A 15,408-nucleotide genomic window follows, 5' to 3' on the forward strand; every position below is an offset into this window, starting at 1 on the left:
GGCGGTTGGCCTCGGGCGTGGCTCGTGCCGCGGGCTAGCCCTCGCTCCCCGCCCGCCGTGGTCTGCCTCCCACGCGTTCCACCGCCGCCGCGCCCGCCCGGCAGCCCCGCGCCGCCGCCTCCTCCGGGGTCGCACCCGTGAGCAGGGCGGCGAGGAACGCGCCGGTGAAGGCGTCACCGGCACCCGTGGTGTCCCGAGGGACCGCGGGTGCCGCCGGGACCCTGACCGGCGCGCTGCCGGAACGGGCCACCAGCGCGCCGTCCGCGCCCGCCTTGGCCACCACCAGCGGCACGAGACGGCTCAGCTTGGCCGCCGCGTCCGCCGGATCCGGCAGCCCCGTCAGCAGACACGCCTCGTCCCGGCTGGGCAGCAACACGTCCAGCTCCTCGGCGAACGCCAGGAAGCGGTCCACCCCCAGCCGTACCAGGAAGCCCGCCGACGCCGGATCCAGGCTGACCGGCACGCCACGCGCGCGTGCCGCCGCGAGCGCGGTCCTCGCCAGCTCCCGGCTCGGCTCCGTGAACAGCAAGTAGCCCGACAGGTGCAGCCGGGCGACGCCGTCCAGCAGCCGGTCCGACCAGTCGGCGGGTTCGAGCCGCAGGGACGCCCCGCTGTCCGTGAGGAACGTACGCTCCGCCGCCGCCCCGGTGTCGACGAGGCAGATCACCGTCCCGGTCGCCGCCGTCGGATCGACCACCAGCCGGGGCCGCACCCCGGCCGCGACCAGCTCGCGCTCGTGCCAGGCGGCCGCGTCCGCACCCACCCGGCCGAGCAGTCGTACGTCCGCACAGCCCGCGTGCGCGGCCCAGCAGGCCACGTTGGCCCCCGCCCCGCCCGGCAGTGTCCGGATCGCGGCGGCCGTGTCGGTGCCGGCCGCGAGCGGCCCCCGGTGCCGGGCGACCACATCCGTGACCACGTCGCCGACGACCAGCAGGGCCCCGTCCGCGGTCACTCCCTCGTCCACGCGGTGGCGATCCGCGCCGCCAGCCGTACGTTGCCGCGCACGGCCGCCAGGTTCGCGCTCAGGGAGGCGCCGTCGGTGTGCCGGACCAGGTAGTCCAGCAGGAACGGGGTCACCGCCTGCCCGGTGACCCCCCGCTCCGCGCAGGCGCGCAGCGCGTCGGCGAGCACGCGCGCGTGCAACTCCGGGTCGAGCTGCTCGGCCTCGGGCACGGGATGGGCGACGATCAGCGCCGAATCCGGCGCGTCGAGCGCGTCCTGGGCCCGCATGACGTCCGCGACCTGCTCCGCAGTCTCAAGCGTCCAGTCGACCGGATACCCGGAGTCGGACAGATAGAAGCCGGGGAACCGGTCCGTGCCGTACCCGGCGACGGCCACGCCCAGCGTCTCCAGCCGCTGCAGGGTCGCCGGCACGTCCAGGATCGACTTCACGCCCGCGCAGACCACCGTGATCCGGGTGCGCGCCAGCAGACCGAGGTCGGCCGACTCGTCCTGGGTCACCGTCCACTCCCGGTGCACACCACCCAGCCCGCCGGTGGCGAACACCCGCACGCCCGCGAGCGCGGCCAGCTGGGCCGTCGCCGACACCGTGGTCGCCCCGCTCGTACCCGCCGCCACGGCGAGCGGCAGATCGCGGTGCCCCAGCTTGCGGATGCCGTCCTCGTTCGCGACCCGCTCCAGCTGCTCCTTGTCCAGGCCGACACGGGGACGACCGTCGAGCACGGCGATGGTCGCCGGTACGGCGCCCTCCCGCCGCACCGCGTCCTCCAGCTCCCGCGCCACCTGCAGGTTCCGCGGGCGGGGCAGTCCGTGCGCGATGATCGTGGACTCCAGGGCCACCACCGGCCGCCGTGCGTCGATCGCTTCCCGGACCTCTTCCGACACCACCAGCACCACCGCACCGCCTCCTGTCCGTCGGTCCTTTCCCCATCTCTGGCGGGCGTGTGCCGCCCCTAAACGCTTGCGGGCTGTGGGGGACACCACCAGCCTGGGCCGCATGAGGAAGAACAGCACGCGTCTCGACCACGTCGTCCTGTGGGTGGCCGATCCGGTCGCCGCGGCCGGCTTCTACCAGGATGCCGTCGGGCTGGAACCCGTGAGAGTCGCCGAGTACGCCGACGGGAAGACGGGCTTCCCCTCCGTGCGCGTCAACGAGGAGACCCTCCTGGACCTCGTCCCGCTCACCGCCGCCGAGCGCATGGACATGCTGCCCGGCGCCGCGGACGCCGCCGGCCATCCGGTCAACCACGTCTGCCTGGCCCTGCCCGCCGCCGGCTTCGACCGCCTGCGCGCCCGGCTGGAGGAGCGCGGCGTACCCATGAGCGAGATCGGCCACGACTCGTTCGGCGCCCGCGGCAAGGCCCTGCGCAACTTCTACTTCCGGGACCCCGACGGCAACGTCTTCGAGGCCCGGCACTACGACGACTAGCCCGAGCGTCAGAACAGCGGCTCGGGCAGCACGCCCTCCAGGGCCAGCAGCTGCCGCTTGGTCTCCAGTCCGCCCCCGAAGCCGCCGATGCCGCCGTCGCTCTCCACCACCCGGTGGCACGGCACGACCACCGGCAGCGGATTGGCCCCCATGGCCGCGCCGACCGCCTGAGCCCCGCCCGGCTGCCCGACCCGCCCGGCGAGATCGCCGTACCCGACCACCGTGCCGTAGGGCACGCCGGACGCCAGCTCGCGCAGCACCTGCCGGTTGAAACCGGAGATCAGGGACCAGTCCAGCGGCAGGTCGAAGTCGTGCCGCTCGCCCGCGAAATACGCCCGCAGCTGGCTTGTCGCCTCGGCGAGCGGCGGCGAGTCCGGATCCTCCACGGGCGTGCCGCCCAGCCGTGCCGCCAGCCGCTCCAGAGCGCGGTCGCGCACCGCGTCCGTGGCATGGAACACCACGTTGACCAGGCCGTCACGGGTCGCCGCCAGCATCAGCGGACCGATGTCCGTGCCCATCACGGCCCACGTGACCCGCTGCTCATCCTGCCCGTCGCTGTCCATGCGCCCACGGTACGACCCGCCACTGACAACGCCCGCCCCGCTCAGTGCGAAGCCAGCGCCTCCCGCACCACGTCGGGCTTGTTCGTGATGATCCCGTCGACGCCGTAGCCCGCGACCCGGCGCGCGGTGGCCGCGTCGTTCACCGTCCAGGCGAACACGCCGAGCGGCTTGTCGTGCGGCCCCTTGACGGCGTGGACGGCCGAGACGTACGTCGGGGAGAGCGACCCGTACGAGGGGTTGACGAGATCGGTGAAGGGCGCGTACTGGCCCAGTTGCGCCACGGTGGGCGAACCGAGGTAGGCGGTGGTGATCGCGGGCCTCAGCTCGTGCACGGTCCGGATGCTGTCGGCGCTGAAGCTCTGCACGATCAGCCGGCCGAGGTGCTTCGGATCCAGCCAGCCCTCGTTGCCGAGCAGCTTCACGGTCTGCTGCTCGATGCCGGGATACAGCTCCGGGTTCTTGATCTCCAGGAGCAGTTTCTCGTGGTTGTGCTCGACCTGGCACATGTAGTCCTTCAGCGTCGGCACGCGCGTGCCCGCGTACGCCGGGGAGTACCAGCTGCCCGCGTCCAGCCGGGCGATCTCGGCGGCGGTGAAGTCCTTCACCTTCCACGGGGCCCGGTCGGGGAAGACCTGCTCGACGTCCGTGGTGCGCTGCAGGCTGTCGTCGTGGATGACGACCAGCTCGCCGTCCTTGGTGCGCTGCACGTCGTTCTCGACCCAGGTGAAGCCCAGCTGGGCGGCCTTGTCGATCGACGCCAGCGTGTTCTCCGGAGCGTAGGCGGAGGCACCCCGGTGGGCGATCACCGTGGGCGCGCCCATGTCGCCGGCCCGGGCGTCGGAGGCGGGGCTCGGCAGGACCGCCGTCCCCAGGACGGTGGCGGCCGCGGCGGCCACTACGCGCGCGTGCATGCAGACTCCTCGCGTCGAGCGAATACCGACAGCAACCAGACTGACACCAGACAGCCCCTGGCACGCGGGCGCACGATGGGCACAGAGCGCATGGAGATGTCCAGGTCCGCTCACCAGGACCGCACAACTGAGGCAAGGCCGTGATTCTTTGCCGGAAAATCGTTCGACCATTCCGGTGGGGGTCATACTCTCTGCGACAACCCTGACCGCCGGCGCGGTCCTGGGCCGGGGGGACAAATCGGGGATTCCGGGACGCATGAGGGCGGAAGGGCAGCCGCGGATGCAAGGCACGGTCGACGGATTCAGCTACGGGGCCGTCACTCCGTTGGTGGCCTATCTGATGGCCTGCCTCGGCGGCGCCCTCGGCCTGCGCTGCACCACACGGTCCCTGCTGGTCACGCACTCCTGGCGGCCCGCCTGGCTGGCCCTCGGCTCCGCCGCGATCGGCTCCGGCATCTGGACCATGCACTTCGTCGCCATGATGGGCTTCACCATCAAGGAGACACCGATCCACTACGACAAGCCGATCACCTACGCGAGCCTCGGCCTCGCCGTCGTCATGGTCGGTGTCGGGATCTTCATCGTCGGCTACCGGGGCGCCACCGGCACCGCTCTGTTCACCGGAGGCACGATCACCGGTCTGGGCGTCGCCTCGATGCACTACCTCGGCATGGCGGGCGTGCACTTCCACGGGCGCTTCACCTACGACACGCTCACCGTCGCCGCCTCCGTGGGCATAGCGGTCGTGGCCGCCACCGCCGCCCTGTGGGCCGCCGGACGTGTCCGGGGCTTCCTGTGGAGCGTGGGGGCGAGCCTCGTCATGGGGCTCGCGGTCAGCGGCATGCACTACACCGGCATGGCCGCCCTCGGCGTCCACCTCGACGGCACCCCGCACAGTGCGGGAGGCGCACCCGAGCCGTCCGTGCTCGCACCGATGCTGATCGGCCCGCTCGCCTTCCTGCTCCTCGCGGGCGTCGTGGTGGTCTTCGACCCGCTGATGGTCACCGGCCGGCCCGTGCGCAGGCCCATCGAGCGCAAACCGGGTGTCCCGGCCGCCGCCGTCGCCCCCCACCCGGAGCGCCACGCCGCCGCCCCCGAGGTGCGCCGCCCCGAGCGCCAGGTCTCCCGGACCCCGCAGAATCGCTGATCCGGGCCCGTTGTCAGTGCGGGGTCGTACGGTGGATGACATGCGGCCCGTTTCCCACATCGAACGCACGGTGGCGCCCCTAGAGGTCGTCAGCCCCTACCAGCCCAGCGGCGACCAGCCGACGGCCATCGCCGACCTGGCCAGGCGCATCGAGGCCGGTGAGAAGGACGTCGTCCTGCTGGGCGCGACCGGCACCGGCAAGTCCGCCACCACGGCGTGGATGATCGAGAAGCTCCAGCGCCCCACGCTCGTGATGGCACCGAACAAGACGCTGGCCGCCCAGCTGGCCAACGAGTTCCGCGAGCTGTTGCCGAACAACGCGGTCGAATACTTCGTCTCGTACTACGACTACTACCAGCCCGAGGCCTACGTCCCGCAGTCGGACACCTACATCGAAAAGGACTCCTCGATCAACGAGGAGGTCGAGCGACTGCGCCACTCGGCGACGAACTCACTGCTCACCCGCCGCGACGTCGTCGTGGTGGCCTCGGTGTCCTGCATCTACGGCCTCGGTACGCCGCAGGAGTACGTGGACCGGATGGTGCCCCTCCGGGTCGGCGACGAGATCGACCGGGACGAGCTGCTGCGCCGCTTCGTCGAGATCCAGTACACGCGCAACGACATGGCCTTCACCCGCGGCACCTTCCGGGTCCGCGGCGACACCATCGAGATCTTCCCGGTCTACGAGGAGCTGGCCGTCCGCATCGAGATGTTCGGCGACGAGATCGAGGCGCTGTCCACGCTGCATCCGCTCACCGGCGAGATCATCAGCGACGACCAGCAGCTGTACGTCTTCCCCGCCTCCCACTACGTCGCCGGCCCCGAGCGGATGGAGCGGGCCGTCAACGACATCGAGAAGGAGCTCGGGGAGCGCCTCGCCGAGCTGGAGAAGCAGGGCAAGCTCCTGGAGGCCCAGCGCCTGCGGATGCGTACCACGTACGACATCGAGATGCTCCGCCAGATCGGCACCTGCTCCGGCGTGGAGAACTACTCGATGCACTTCGACGGCCGCTCGCCCGGCTCCCCGCCCAACACCCTGCTGGACTACTTCCCGGACGACTTCCTGCTCGTCATCGACGAGTCGCACGTCACCGTCCCGCAGATCGGTGCCATGTACGAGGGCGACGCCTCCCGCAAGCGCACCCTCGTCGACCACGGCTTCCGCCTGCCCTCCGCGCTGGACAACCGCCCCCTGAAGTGGGAGGAGTTCCAGGAGCGCATCGACCAGACCGTCTACCTGTCGGCCACCCCGGGCGCGTATGAGATGTCGCGCTCCGACGGCGTCGTGGAGCAGATCATCCGCCCGACCGGTCTGGTCGACCCGGAGGTCGTGGTCAAGCCCACCGAGGGGCAGATCGACGACCTGGTGCACGAGATCCGGCAGCGCACCGAGAAGGACGAGCGCGTCCTCGTCACCACGCTCACCAAGAAGATGGCCGAGGACCTCACCGACTACTTCCTGGAGCTCGGCATCCAGGTGCGCTATCTGCACAGCGACGTCGACACCCTGCGCCGCGTCGAGCTGCTGCGTGAACTGCGCTCCGGCGAGTACGACGTCCTGGTCGGCATCAACCTCCTCCGCGAGGGCCTCGACCTGCCCGAGGTGTCCCTGGTGGCGATCCTCGACGCGGACAAGGAGGGCTTCCTGCGCTCGGGCACCTCACTGATCCAGACCATCGGCCGCGCGGCGCGCAACGTGTCCGGTCAGGTCCACATGTACGCCGACAAGATCACCCCGGCGATGGAGAAGGCCATCGAGGAGACCAACCGCCGCCGGGAGAAGCAGATCGCCTACAACAAGGCCAAGGGCATCGACCCCCAGCCGCTGCGCAAGAAGATCAACGACATCGTCGCGCAGATCGCCCGCGAAGAGGTCGACACCGAGCAGCTCCTCGGTTCCGGCTACCGCAAGTCCAAGGACGGCAAGGGTGCCAAGGCACCTGTCCCCGCCCTGGGCGACAAGGCGGCCAAGGGCGCGAAGGCCGCCAAGGGCAAGGCCGCGGCCGCGGTGCCCACGGACCGCCCGGCGGCCGAACTCGCCGAGCAGATCGAGGAGATGACCGAGCGGATGCGCGCCGCCGCCGCGGAGCTGCAGTTCGAGATCGCGGCCCGGCTGCGCGACGAGGTCTCCGAGATGAAGAAGGAACTGCGCCAGATGCGGGAGGCCGGCCTCGCCTGAGCCCCGCCATCCTGCCGGACCTCGGTAGATGTGCCCCAAGTGTTGCAACACCGACACAAAGCATGGGCCGGGGTTCGGCACTGTCGGTGCCCCTGCGTAGGGTTCTGGACAACCGCGCACTGCGCGGCAACAGGGGACCATCGAGAGGGGATTCAGCGGTGTCCGTCAACTTGAGCAAGGGTCAGGCCATCAGCCTGGAGAAGAAGGACGGGGCCACCCTGACCGCGGTCCGTATGGGACTCGGCTGGCAGGCCGCGAAGCGGCGCGGCCTGTTCGGCTCCCGCACCCGCGAGATCGACCTGGACGCCTCGGCCGTCCTCTTCGCCGAGAAGCAGCCGGTCGACGTGGTGTTCTTCCGCCACCTGGTGAGCGACGACGGTTCCGTCCGCCACACCGGCGACAACCTCGTCGGCGGTGTCGGCCAGGGCGGCGACGACGAGTCGATCCTCGTGGACCTGCAGCGCGTCCCGGTCCACATCGACCAGATCGTCTTCACCGTGAACTCCTTCACGGGCCAGACGTTCCAGGAGGTGCAGAACGCGTTCTGCCGTCTCGTGGACGAGACCAACGGCCAGGAACTCGCCCGCTACACACTGGACGGCGGCGGCGACTACACCGCCCAGATCATGGCCAAGGTGCACCGCGCGGGATCGGGCTGGACGATGACCGCCATCGGCACCCCGGCCAACGGCCGCACCTTCCAGGACCTGATGCCGGCGATCCTGCCGCACCTGTAGGACCGCCCGCTCGACCGGCAGGGCGCACGACAGAACGACACAGGGGGCGACGGCGATGACGGCCGAGCTGGTGCGGGGACAGAACCACCCGCTGACCCAGACCCGGTTGACGATCCGGATCTCGGCCGGGGCGCCGGTCCTGGCCGGGGCCACACTCGGCGACGAGAACGGCACGGTGCACGGCACCGGGCGGGTGGCCCATCCCGGCGCACCCGCTCTTCCCGGTGTCGAGGTGTCCCGGCAGGCCGCCGCCGAACACCGGCTGTCCGTCGACCTGGGCGCCCTGCCCGAGGACGTGCACCGCGTCGACGTCTTCCTCGCCCTGCCCACAGGGGCCGGAGCGCCGTCGCGGTTCGGAGCCGTCGCCGCCCCGCACACCGCCGTAGAAGGCCCCGACGGCACCGAACTCGCCTGCTACACCCTCACCGGCCTGGACGGCGAGACGGCCGTGCTCGCCCTGGAGCTCTACCGCAGGCAGGCCGCCTGGAAGGTGCGCGCGGTGGGCCAGGGATACGCGGCGGGGCTCACCGCACTACTCGCCGGCCACGGGCTGCGCGAGGCCGCCGACCTCACGGCCGCAGTCCAGGAGGCCGCGGCGCACGGCCCGTCCGGAGCGGTGCCGACCCCGCCCACACCACCGTCACCGCACGCCGCCCCGGCTCGTGAGACCTCGGCCCGCGCCCCGCAGGACACCTCCGCGACCGTCCCGCACGACGCCTCCGCAGCCGCGGCACGCGAGACCTCGGCCTCCGCGCCGTACGACACCCGCCCACCGGGGCCCGCGGACGCTCCCGCCTCCAGGACGGCGGGGCCGACGCCGCCGTATGCCGCGCAGCCGCCCGAGCCGGCACCGCCGTACGACGCCCGGAGCCCCTACGACACCCAGGCGTCCGGCACTCCACCGCGTGACCCGGGCGCCCGGATCGACTACACGCACCCCGGCCGCCGCCCGCAGGGCACACCGCCCCCGGCGTCCGCGCCCGCCGACGACCGGCCCGCGCAACCCGTCGCGGGTGACGCCGCGGGCTGGTCGATGGAGGAGCGGCTGTACAACCAGGTGTGGGGCATGTTCGAGGACCTCGCCCGCACCACCGCCGCGTACCGCAGCGCCGTCGAGTTCGCCGACGCCCGGCTGCAGACGGAACTCGACCAGGCCCTCGCCGACCCCCGCGGCCGGCTGGGCGCCGCGGGCGACGCCGCGCGTGAGGCGGCCCACGCCCGCCGGACCCAGCTGGTCGACCAGGCCTGGGCGGTCCTCGACCGCGATCTCGCCCAGCTCACCGCCGAATCCGAGGTCGTCGAACCCGCGCTACCACCCGCCTACGCCCGCTGGGACAACCCCGTGTGGCACGGCTTCCGCATGCCCACCGAACCGCCGATGGCGCTGCGCCTCGGCGACCTCCACCTGCCGGAGAGCGTGCCGCTGCGCATTCCCATGCTGGTCCGGCTGCCGCTGGAGCGTGGCCTGTGGCTCGACAGCGGGGCGGCCGCCGCATCCGACGGGTTCCCGGACTCCGCCGAGCTGCGGCACCTGGCCCTGGAGGCGGCAGTGGCGCTCGCGGCGCGGCTGCTCGCCGTGCACCCGGCGGGGGACTTCGCCGTGCAGGTCATCGACCCGGCCGGCGCCGGGGCCGCGGCGTTCGCCCCGCTCGCGCGGACCGGCGTGCTCGCCGCGCCTCCCGCGACGGGGGCGGCGGGAGTGACGGAGGTGCTGGAGAGGCTCACCCGGCGGGTCGACCTGGTGCAGATGGCCGTGCGGGGCGGCGCGCCCGGGTCATTGCCGGCCGATGTCGACCCCGCGCGACAGCTGCTGATCGTCAACGACTTCCCGCACGGTTTCGACGACCGGGCCGTGACCCGGCTGCGCTATCTCGCCGACGAGGGACCCGACGTCGGTGTGCACCTCCTGATGGTGGCGGACCGCGAGGACGCCGCGGCCTACGGCCCCCTCCTCGATCCGCTGTGGCGTTCGCTGATGCGACTCACACCCGTGTCCGACGATCACTTCGCGGACCCCTGGGTCGGACACGCCTGGACCTATGAACCCGCGCTGGTGCCGGCCGGCAGCCAGATCGTGCACCACGTCCTCACGGAGGTGGCCAAGGCCCTGACCAAGCACCGATAGAGGGCCAAGTACTGGTAAAGCTGCACTGACCAGGAGTTTTGGTCTTTGCTTTACTTTCTACTTTACCTTTCCTTGGCGATTGGGGTACAGTCTTCCGTACGGAGGGGAGTACTCCCTGACTGCGGCGCACCCGTCAGTACGGACCGGTTCCGGTCCCGGGGCGCCGGCCCCGCGTGGGTGGAAGAGACCTCCGGCAGCGACGACGCTGACGTGTTTGCGGTTACGTAATGCCGGAGGTGCAGTGGAAGTCTCCATGACCCTGTGGGTCCTGACCATCGTGGGTCTCGCCGCCCTGATCGCGGTCGATTTCTTCATCGGGCGCAAGCCGCATGAGGTGTCGGTCAAGGAAGCCGGAATCTGGACCGTCGTCTGGATCGCCCTGGCCGGGCTCTTCGGCCTCGGGCTCCTCGTCTTCGGCGGCGGACAGCCGGCCGGCGAGTTCTTCGCGGGATTCATCACCGAGAAGTCACTGAGCGTCGACAACCTCTTCGTCTTCGTCCTGATCATGGCGAAGTTCGCGGTGCCCGCTCAGTACCAGCAGCGCGTCCTGCTCGTCGGCGTGCTCATAGCCCTGGTCCTGAGGACCGTCTTCATCGCCGCCGGAGCCGCGATCATCGCCAGCTTCTCCTGGGTGTTCTTCCTCTTCGGCGCCTTCCTGATCTGGACCGCCTGGAAGCTCGTCCAGGAGGCCCGCGCGGACGAGGAGGGCGAGGAGTACGAGGAGAACAAGCTGCTGAAGGCGGTGGAGCACAGGTTCGGCGTGGCCGACCGGTACCACGGCACCAAGCTGTGGATCCAGCAGAGCGGCAAGCGGGTCATGACCCCGATGCTGGTCGTGATGCTCGCCATCGGCACCACGGACGTGCTGTTCGCCCTGGACTCCATCCCCGCGATCTTCGGCCTGACCCAGGACCCGTACATCGTCTTCACCGCCAACGCCTTCGCCCTCATGGGTCTGCGGCAGCTGTACTTCCTCATCGGCGGCCTGCTGAAGAAGCTGGTCCACCTCTCGTACGGCCTGTCGATCATCCTCGGCTTCATCGGCGTCAAGCTGGTGCTGCACGCCCTGCACGAGTCCGGCGTCCACGTCCCCGAGATCAGCATCCCGGTCTCGCTCGGGGTGATCTGCGCCGTGCTGGTCGTCACCACCCTCACCAGCCTCATGGCCTCCAGGAAGCAGACAGCCGTCGAGGCGGCGCGCGCCCACGAGGAAGGCGCCCGCAGCGTGGACGTCTGACCAGGGCCGTCACAGGGGCGGCCGCGGCGGGGCGGGACCGCGCGAAGGCGGTCACCCGCTCCCGCCGATGCCGGCCCGCGCGACGCCAAGGCCGGAAAGCGAAAGAGCGAAAGGGGCTGCAGAAGTATCCGAAAAGAACGGAATGCGAACCCTGTACGTCTCTGCGACCATCGCCGCATGATCACTCGGCTCCGGTCGCTCACCCGGCAGTGGACGATCCTCGTGCCCGTCCTCGCGGTCGTCCTCCTGGTCTTCACCTGGGGCCGCGACCTGCCGGGCGCGGTCGTCGCCCTGGTGACCGTGGTGCTCGCCGGCTCCGTCCTGGCCGCGGTGCATCACGCGGAGGTCATCGCTCACCGCGTCGGCGAGCCCTTCGGCTCCCTGGTGCTCGCCATCGCCGTCACGATCATCGAGGTGGCCCTGATCGTCACCCTCATGGCCGACGGCGGCGACAAGAGTTCCACCCTGGCCAGAGACACCGTCTTCGCCGCCGTGATGATCACCTGCAACGGCATCGTGGGCCTCTGCCTGCTCGTGGCCTCGCTCCGGCACGGCACCGCGGTGTTCAACCCCGAGGGGACCGGCGCCGCCCTGGCGACCGTGGCGACGCTCGCCACGCTCAGCCTGGTGCTGCCGACCTTCACCACCAGCAAGCCCGGACCCGAGTTCTCCTCCGTGCAGCTGACCTTCGCCGCGCTGTCCTCACTGATCCTGTACGGCCTGTTCGTCGCCACCCAGACCGTCCGCCACCGCGACTACTTCCTGCCGATCACCCGGCAGGGCGAGGTCATCACCGCCGAGGACCACGCCCGGCCCCCGTCCGCGCGCACCGCCCGGATCAGCCTCGGACTGCTCGGCCTGGCCCTGGTCGGCGTGGTCGGCCTGGCCAAAGGCGTGTCGCCCACCATCGAGTCGGGCGTGGCGGCGGCCGGCCTGCACCAGGCCGTGGTCGGTGTGATCATCGCCCTGCTCGTCCTGTTGCCGGAGACGATCGCCGCACTGCGCTCCGCACGCCGCGACCGGGTGCAGACCAGCCTCAACCTCGCTCTGGGCTCGGCCATGGCCAGCATCGGCCTGACCATCCCGGCCGTCGCCCTCGCCTCCGTCTGGCTGTCCGGCCCGCTCGTCCTCGGCCTCAGCCCGACGCACATGCTGTTGCTCGCGCTGACCGTGGTGGTCAGCTCCCTGACGGTGGTTCCGGGACGGGCCACCCCCCTGCAGGGCGGTGTCCACCTGGTGATCTTCGCGGCGTACCTGGAGCTGGCGATCAACCCGTAGCGCCGTCCCGGCGCCCCCGGGGGTTCGTCCAAGGCCCCTCCGCGGCCCTGAGAAGGGACTTCCCGGAGCCGCCTACGGTTGTCCGCCGCCCGGGTCCGTCCCGGTCCGTCTCAGCCCGTGGCCGGCTCCACAACCGGCACGGGCACCGGGCGCGTCTCCGGCAGCAGGACGAAGCACCCCAGGCTGAGCAGTGCGACGCCGGTCAGATACGCGCCCACGGCCCAGGGCACCCGTCCGCCCTGCTCCGCGAGCGCCGTGGCGATGATCGGGGTGAGCGCGCCGCCGAGGACCCCGCCGAGGTTGTAGCCCACCGCGGCGCCCGTGCAGCGCACCCGGGCCTCGTACAGCTCCGGCAGGTAGGCGGCGATGACCGCGAACATGATGATGAAGGCGATCAGGGCGCCCAGGATGCCGAGGAACATCAACAACGGCTGCCCGGTCGCCAGCAGCGCCACCATCGGCAGCATCCACACGGCGCAGGCGGCCGACCCGGTCAGACACATCGGCCGGCGACCGTAGCGGTCGCCGAGCAGGGCCATCACGGGGGTGAGGGCTCCGTTCACGACCACCGCGGCCATCACACAGGTCAGCATCACCGTCCGGCTCACCCCGAGCCGCTCCGTCGCATACGCCAGCGACCAGGTCGTCACCGCATAGAACACCGCGTACCCGACGGCCAGCGCCCCGGCGGTCAGCAGGACCAGCCGCCCGTGGTGGCGTAGCACCTCGACGAGCGGCACGCGCGCGTGGTCGTCGATCTCCAGGAACCGAGGGCTCTCGGCGAGCGATGAGCGCAGCCACAGCCCGGCCAGCGCCAGCACCCCGGCCGCCCAGAACGGCACCCGCCATCCCCACCGGGCGAACTCCGCGTCCGACAGCGTCGCCGACAGGGCGAGCATCACCCCGTTGGCGAGCACGAAGCCGAACGCGGGCCCCACCTGGGGAAAGCTCGACCAGAGTGCGCGTCGCCCGGCCGGCGCGTGCTCGGCGGTCAGCAGCACCGCACCGCCCCACTCCCCGCCGACCCCCAGTCCCTGCAGGAAGCGCAGGACGAGCAGCAGCACGGGCGCGGCGACGCCGATCGTCCCGTACGAGGGCACGCAGCCCACCGCGACCGTCGAGGCGCCGGTGAGCAGCAGCGAGATGACGAGCACCGGCCGCCGCCCGCGCCGGTCGCCGAGATGCCCGAACAGCGCCGAGCCGAGCGGACGGGCCACGAACCCCACTCCGAACGTCGCGAACGCCGCCAGGGTCCCCGCGAGGGGCGAGAACGTCGGGAAGAACAGCGGCCCCAGGACCAGGGCCGCCGCCGTCCCGTAGACGAAGAAGTCGTAGAACTCGATCGCGGTCCCCACCAGGGACGCGGCGGCGAGTCTGGGCATAGAAGGGGGGCTTACGGCGCGTACAGGCTGCATGTCGCGTCAACTACCCACCGTGATCGGCGGTTACGGGGCGCGTAGAGGTGATCGGGCGACCGTGGCGTGCGCCGAAGCCACCGCGGAGACGCGCCCCGCCGTACGCTGCGGAGACCCGTGATAGACCGGGTGCGAGCAGCGGTCGTCGACGTACCGCCCCGAACGGACCGGAGGACCCGTGCCCCGCACCCTGGCCAACGCCCCGATCATGATCCTCAACGGGCCCAACCTGAACCTGCTCGGCCAGCGCCAGCCCGAGATCTACGGCGGGGACACGCTGGCCGACGTGGAGGCGCTGTGCGCCAAGGCCGCGGCGGCGCACGGCGGCACGGTGGACTTCCGGCAGTCCAACCACGAGGGCGAACTGGTCGACTGGATCCACGAGGCGCGCCTGAACCACTGCGGGATCGTCATCAACCCCGGCGCCTACTCCCACACGTCGGTCGCGATCCTGGACGCGCTCAACACCTGTGACGGCATGCCCGTGCTGGAGGTGCACATCTCCAACATCCACCAGCGCGAATCGTTCCGGCACCACTCCTACGTCTCGCTGCGCGCCGACGGTGTGATCGCCGGGTGCGGGGTGCAGGGCTATGTGTTCGGCGTGGAGCGCGTGGCAGCCCTGGCGGACGCGGCCCACGCCGACGCGTAGGCCCATGCCGACGCGGCGGCCCGCGTCACAGCCGGCCCGCCTCCACGATCCGCCGCAGGAAGCGCCGGGTGCGCTCCTGCTGCGGATCACCGAAGACCTGCTCGGCGGTGCCGCGTTCCAGGACGACTCCGCCGTCGAGGAAGCACACCTGGTCGGCGACGTCGCGCGCGAAGCCCATTTCGTGCGTCGCCAGCACCATGGTCATGCCGTCGTCCTTCAGGTCCCGGACCACCTCCAGCACCTCACCCACGAGTTCGGGGTCGAGTGCCGCCGTGACCTCGTCCAGCAGCAACAGCCGGGGCCGGACGGCAAGGGCCCGTACGATCGCCACACGCTGCTGCTGGCCGCCGCTCAGCCGGTCGGGGTAGGCGTGGGCCTTGGCGGCCAGTCCGAGGCGCCCCAGCAGCCCTCTGGCGTGTTCCTCGGCCTCGGCCCGGGTGGCGCCGTGCACCCGGCGCGGCGCCAGCGTGATGTTGTCCAGCACGGTCATGTGCGGGAACAGGTTGTACGCCTGGAAGACCACACCGATGCGGCGCCGCACCGCGTCCTGGTCGGCACGGGGATCGGTGATCTCCTCGCCGTCCAGCCAGATCGCGCCGTCGTCGATCTCCTCCAGGAGGTTGGCGCAGCGCAGCAGCGTGGACTTGCCCGAGCCTGACGCGCCGATCAGCGCGGTCACCGTGTGCGGCGCGACCTCCAGATCGACGTCGCGCAGGACGACGGAGCCGCCGAAGGTCTTGCGGACGGACTCCATGCGCAGGACGGGTGCGTCCGT

Annotated in this window: 14 protein-coding genes; 8 read left to right on the forward strand and 6 right to left on the reverse strand. The window is 71.4% G+C overall.

Annotated elements, in window-relative coordinates:
* Positions 1 to 34: 34 nt before the first annotated feature.
* Positions 35 to 964, reverse strand: coding sequence for a carbohydrate kinase family protein (locus IE244_RS33840; protein WP_191877396.1), 930 nt, complete (start codon positions 962 to 964; stop codon positions 35 to 37).
* Positions 949 to 1,857: a pseudouridine-5'-phosphate glycosidase gene (locus IE244_RS33845; protein WP_191877397.1), complete on the reverse strand. Its 909-nt coding sequence runs from the start codon at positions 1,855 to 1,857 to the stop codon at positions 949 to 951. Before IE244_RS33845 ends, IE244_RS33840 begins: the two co-directional genes overlap by 16 nt.
* Positions 1,858 to 1,957: 100 nt before the next feature.
* On the opposite strand from IE244_RS33845, the gene IE244_RS33850 reads away from it, so the two are divergent.
* Positions 1,958 to 2,389, forward strand: a complete 432-nt coding sequence (locus IE244_RS33850) for a VOC family protein (protein WP_191877398.1) — start codon at positions 1,958 to 1,960, stop codon at positions 2,387 to 2,389.
* Positions 2,390 to 2,397: 8 nt separating this feature from the next.
* Here the strand turns inward: IE244_RS33850 and IE244_RS33855 are convergent, their stop codons facing one another.
* Entirely contained in the window at positions 2,398 to 2,952 is a 555-nt protein-coding gene (locus IE244_RS33855) for a methylated-DNA--[protein]-cysteine S-methyltransferase (RefSeq protein ID WP_191877399.1), read from the reverse strand.
* Between the two features lie 41 nt (positions 2,953 to 2,993).
* Entirely contained in the window at positions 2,994 to 3,863 is an 870-nt protein-coding gene (locus IE244_RS33860) for a glycerophosphodiester phosphodiesterase (protein ID WP_191877400.1), read from the reverse strand.
* A 280-nt stretch (positions 3,864 to 4,143) separates the two neighbouring features.
* On the opposite strand from IE244_RS33860, the gene IE244_RS33865 reads away from it, so the two are divergent.
* The 6 genes from IE244_RS33865 (at position 4,144) to IE244_RS33890 (ending at position 12,566) form a co-directional block, all read left to right on the forward strand.
* Positions 4,144 to 5,010 carry an MHYT domain-containing protein gene (locus IE244_RS33865; RefSeq protein ID WP_191877401.1) on the forward strand — a complete coding sequence of 289 codons (867 nt, stop codon included), beginning with the start codon at positions 4,144 to 4,146 and terminating at the stop codon, positions 5,008 to 5,010.
* Between the two features lie 40 nt (positions 5,011 to 5,050).
* Positions 5,051 to 7,189, forward strand: coding sequence for an excinuclease ABC subunit UvrB (gene uvrB, locus IE244_RS33870; protein WP_191877402.1), 2,139 nt, complete (start codon positions 5,051 to 5,053; stop codon positions 7,187 to 7,189).
* Positions 7,190 to 7,347: 158 nt separating this feature from the next.
* A complete protein-coding gene (locus IE244_RS33875) occupies positions 7,348 to 7,926 on the forward strand; it encodes a TerD family protein (RefSeq protein WP_191877403.1) in 579 nt (192 codons plus the stop codon).
* Positions 7,927 to 7,981: 55 nt separating this feature from the next.
* The gene (locus tag IE244_RS33880; RefSeq protein WP_191877404.1) at positions 7,982 to 10,051 is read left to right on the forward strand and encodes a TerD family protein; all 2,070 of its coding nucleotides are present in this window, start codon (positions 7,982 to 7,984) and stop codon (positions 10,049 to 10,051) included.
* A 241-nt stretch (positions 10,052 to 10,292) separates the two neighbouring features.
* Positions 10,293 to 11,288 carry a TerC/Alx family metal homeostasis membrane protein gene (locus tag IE244_RS33885; protein WP_191877405.1) on the forward strand — a complete coding sequence of 332 codons (996 nt, stop codon included), beginning with the start codon at positions 10,293 to 10,295 and terminating at the stop codon, positions 11,286 to 11,288.
* A 177-nt stretch (positions 11,289 to 11,465) separates the two neighbouring features.
* On the forward strand, positions 11,466 to 12,566 hold the full coding sequence (locus IE244_RS33890; protein WP_191877406.1) for a calcium:cation antiporter: 1,101 nt from the start codon (positions 11,466 to 11,468) through the stop codon (positions 12,564 to 12,566).
* Positions 12,567 to 12,676: 110 nt separating this feature from the next.
* On the opposite strand, the gene IE244_RS33895 is transcribed toward IE244_RS33890, so the two are convergent.
* The gene (locus IE244_RS33895; protein ID WP_191877407.1) at positions 12,677 to 13,948 is read right to left on the reverse strand and encodes an MFS transporter; all 1,272 of its coding nucleotides are present in this window, start codon (positions 13,946 to 13,948) and stop codon (positions 12,677 to 12,679) included.
* 211 nt (positions 13,949 to 14,159) lie between these two features.
* Between IE244_RS33895 and aroQ the strand changes: the two genes are divergently transcribed.
* Complete coding sequence (gene aroQ / locus IE244_RS33900; RefSeq protein WP_191877408.1) at positions 14,160 to 14,633, forward strand: type II 3-dehydroquinate dehydratase; 474 nt, start codon at positions 14,160 to 14,162, stop codon at positions 14,631 to 14,633.
* A 25-nt stretch (positions 14,634 to 14,658) separates the two neighbouring features.
* On the opposite strand, the gene IE244_RS33905 is transcribed toward aroQ, so the two are convergent.
* Entirely contained in the window at positions 14,659 to 15,387 is a 729-nt protein-coding gene (locus IE244_RS33905) for an amino acid ABC transporter ATP-binding protein (protein ID WP_191877434.1), read from the reverse strand.
* Between the last annotated feature and the right edge of the window lie 21 nt (positions 15,388 to 15,408).

The organism is Streptomyces filipinensis, from assembly GCF_014649495.1.
In the GTDB taxonomy this organism is placed as follows: Bacteria; Actinomycetota; Actinomycetes; order Streptomycetales; family Streptomycetaceae; genus Streptomyces; species Streptomyces filipinensis.